At 52.4% G+C, this 2,719-nt stretch carries 4 protein-coding genes; 3 read left to right on the plus strand and 1 reads right to left on the minus strand.

The features are described 5' to 3' along the window. Window positions 1–330: 330 nt before the first annotated feature. Genes RMO84_RS15615 through RMO84_RS15625 form a run of 3 tightly spaced genes read left to right on the plus strand, consistent with a single transcriptional unit; the run spans window position 331 to window position 2,258 of the window. Window positions 331–456: a hypothetical protein gene (locus RMO84_RS15615; RefSeq protein ID WP_310489361.1), complete on the plus strand. Its 126-nt coding sequence runs from the start codon at window positions 331–333 to the stop codon at window positions 454–456. Then, on the plus strand, window positions 422–1,612 hold the full coding sequence (locus tag RMO84_RS15620; RefSeq protein WP_310489362.1) for a DUF58 domain-containing protein: 1,191 nt from the start codon (window positions 422–424) through the stop codon (window positions 1,610–1,612). Before RMO84_RS15615 ends, RMO84_RS15620 begins: the two co-directional genes overlap by 35 nt. A gap of 28 nt (window positions 1,613–1,640) precedes the next feature. Beyond that, entirely contained in the window at window positions 1,641–2,258 is a 618-nt protein-coding gene (locus RMO84_RS15625) for a hypothetical protein (protein WP_310489363.1), read from the plus strand. A gap of 116 nt (window positions 2,259–2,374) precedes the next feature. Here RMO84_RS15625 and RMO84_RS15630 read toward each other — a convergent pair. After that, window positions 2,375–2,719 (minus strand): AIR synthase-related protein (locus RMO84_RS15630; protein ID WP_310489364.1); only part of this gene is annotated, 345 nt, incomplete at its 5' end.

Here is a 2,719-nt window from a genome sequence, read left to right on the forward strand (position 1 = left end):
ACTAAGAAGCCAACTAGCAAAATAATTATCGCCGATCGATGATAATAAGCCGAAACACCTTGGTAGATTTGGAGCGTCATGAATACCTAGCACAGTTGACAGTTGACAATTTCGCGATGAGGGGATTTTAAATCGAGACAACGGGTGAAATGCACAGAGCTTACGGAGGGCACATAGATAAAAATTTTACCGTGTTTACGCGGGTTCGGATCGATATTGTAGTGAGTGTGACATCTGCGGCAATCTATCTTCTGTGCCCAACCTCGTTCGCGTAGCATCTCTGCGCAGGCAGACGCTGTGCCTACGGCAGGCTTCGCCAACGCGAACAGCATGAGAATTGCCAAGTCAGTGCTCGATCGCCAGCGCGTGGGTACTCTAACTAATATCAACGACCGATCTAGAGCGATCGATCTCAATGCTCATGCTCAATCGTGCGACAACCTGGCTGGAAACTAAATGGGTAACTCCAGCCTATGGGGGCTGGTTGCTAGGGCTGCTGACAATCTGCTTTTTTGGTGCGGCAACGAATACGATGGCTGGCTGGCTTTATGTATTGAGTGGTATCGGTGTCGCCTTACTGAGCGTCGGCGCAATTTTACCGCCGCGATCGCTCCAAGCCCTTACAGTCGATCGCCAGCCGATTTTGCCAGTTACCGCTGGTGCCGATCTAGAGATTGCCCTGACAATTCACAATTCCACCTCGCAAGTACAAACCTTATTTCAAGTCCGAGATCTGACCAGCTTCAGCGGCAGCAATTTGCCAATCGTGGCGATCGAGCAGATCTCACCTCAAAATCATTATAAATGGATCTACCGACAGCCGACCGCCCAACGCGGCCTCTATCAGTGGGGAAAAGTCGCTCTGCTCAATGGCGCGCCACTCGGTCTGTTTTGGTGTCGGCGGGAGCGGTTGGCTCCAGCGATCGCCTACGTGTATCCACCCGCACTCAAACTCGATCGCTGTCCGCTCATCGATGGGATGGGTAGTCCCGATCGCCAAAATCGGCAGTTTGCAGACCGGCGGCTCGAAGCTGCCAGTGAAGGCGTGACTCGATCCTTGCGTCCTTACCGCTATGGCGATCCGATGCGATCGATCCATTGGCGCACCAGCGCGCGGTATGGCAACTTTCAGGTACGCGAACTGGAGATCGATCGCGGCGGCCAAGATCTGGCGATCTATCTCGATAGTAGTGCCGATTGGGATGCTGCTGACTTTGAACAGGCGGTAATTGCCGCTTGTACGCTGTATTTCTACGCCAACGCGCGGTTGGACGTGCAACTCTGGACGGCTAGCACCGGCTTAATTGCTGGCACTAGACAGGTATTAGAAACCCTCGCCGCCGTGCAACCGAACGAATCGATCGCCAGCGAACTGCCCGCAATTCCCGTCGTGTGCCTGACGAATCGATCGACACAGCCATCCACGCTCGCGCCTGGAAGTCGGTGGCTGTTGTGGAGTGCCGATCGCGCGAATGACCCCACCGGCACGACTGGCATCACGATCGACCCCAGCCAATCCTTGCAACAACAGCTCGGCAGCCAAGATCTCGCCAGCAATCGACTGGCTTCGATCGGCCGATCGCCATTCACCCAAAATTCCGACCTGAATTAACCCTCAACCGTCAATCGATTTAGCCATCATGCGTCAACCTTCTGGGAGCAAAATTCAACTTAAGAGCAGAGCCGATCGGCTCCAGCTAAGGATTCCGGCACGGTTTCGACCCGATCGAGTTGCCGTTCATCAACTCGGGCTGGCGGGGATAACCGATTTTGCAGTGCTAACCCTCATCGCACTCACAGTTTACATCTCGATTCCACTGACGATTTCAACTACAGAATTGGCGGTCAAAGTTGGTTTGAGCGTAGCGTTGCTGTTTGTCCTGCCAGTAACATTGTGGTTGCTGAAAACTGGATTACATCTATCATTCGATCTGGCGGATAAATTCCTCTCACACACGCTATTAACGATCGATCGCAAGCAATTTACTCTCTCGCAGCACCTCTACGGACTCGATCGCGGTCGCCCCAAACACCTCAAAACCACAGAAATCAGCCAAGTAATTGTCGATAGGTATCAGCCAGCAGACCTCAAAACCCCCAAGGTCAACCTGTTACTGGAACTCCGGCAGACCGATCCGATCCGGATCTTCAGCACCGGCCAAGATCTCACCGAACGCGAAATTAAATGGCTGGCTAGAGAACTCAGCAATTGGCTGGGTGTCAATTTGATGAGTGATTCGATCGATTTAAACAGTTGATAGTTGGGGTTTGCAATCTTAACCCCAGTGAGAATATCGTAGGGTGTGTTATCGCGCAAGCGTAACGCACCGAAGAGCTGGGGTTGAAATCCCCAACCCCAATGGCAATAAAAGATCTACTGAGGTATTCCTAGCAAAGATCGATCGCCCGCCACGACAGTGCCGATCGCATAACCTTCAATCCCTTGAGACTTAAAAAACGCGATCGATTCGTCAGCCGCCGTTGCTGGCACGATTACCACATAGCCAATCCCCATATTAAAAGTATTAAACATATCCACCGGAGCCACATTTCCGGCTTTCGCCAACCATTGAAATGCGGCTGGAATCTGCCAGCTAGTCAGATCGAGCTGAATGGAATGACCCGCACTCAGACAGCGCGGTAAATTTTCTGGCAAACCGCCACCCGTAATATGTGCCATCCCCCGAATGGGTAATTGCTGCGCGATCGCCGCTAAAAT

The sequence above is a fragment of the Chamaesiphon sp. VAR_69_metabat_338 genome, assembly GCF_031423935.1.
GTDB lineage: Bacteria > Cyanobacteriota > Cyanobacteriia > Cyanobacteriales > Chamaesiphonaceae > Chamaesiphon.

Bases quoted from the DNA above. Each gene is read 5' to 3' on its own strand.
- RMO84_RS15615 (WP_310489361.1), top strand. From the start codon at position 331: ATGAGAATTGCCAAGTCAGTGCTCGATCGCCAGCGCGTGGGTACTCTA.
- RMO84_RS15625 (WP_310489363.1), top strand. From the start codon at position 1,641: ATGCGTCAACCTTCTGGGAGCAAAATTCAACTTAAGAGCAGAGCCGAT.
- RMO84_RS15620 (WP_310489362.1), top strand. From the start codon at position 422: ATGCTCAATCGTGCGACAACCTGGCTGGAAACTAAATGGGTAACTCCA.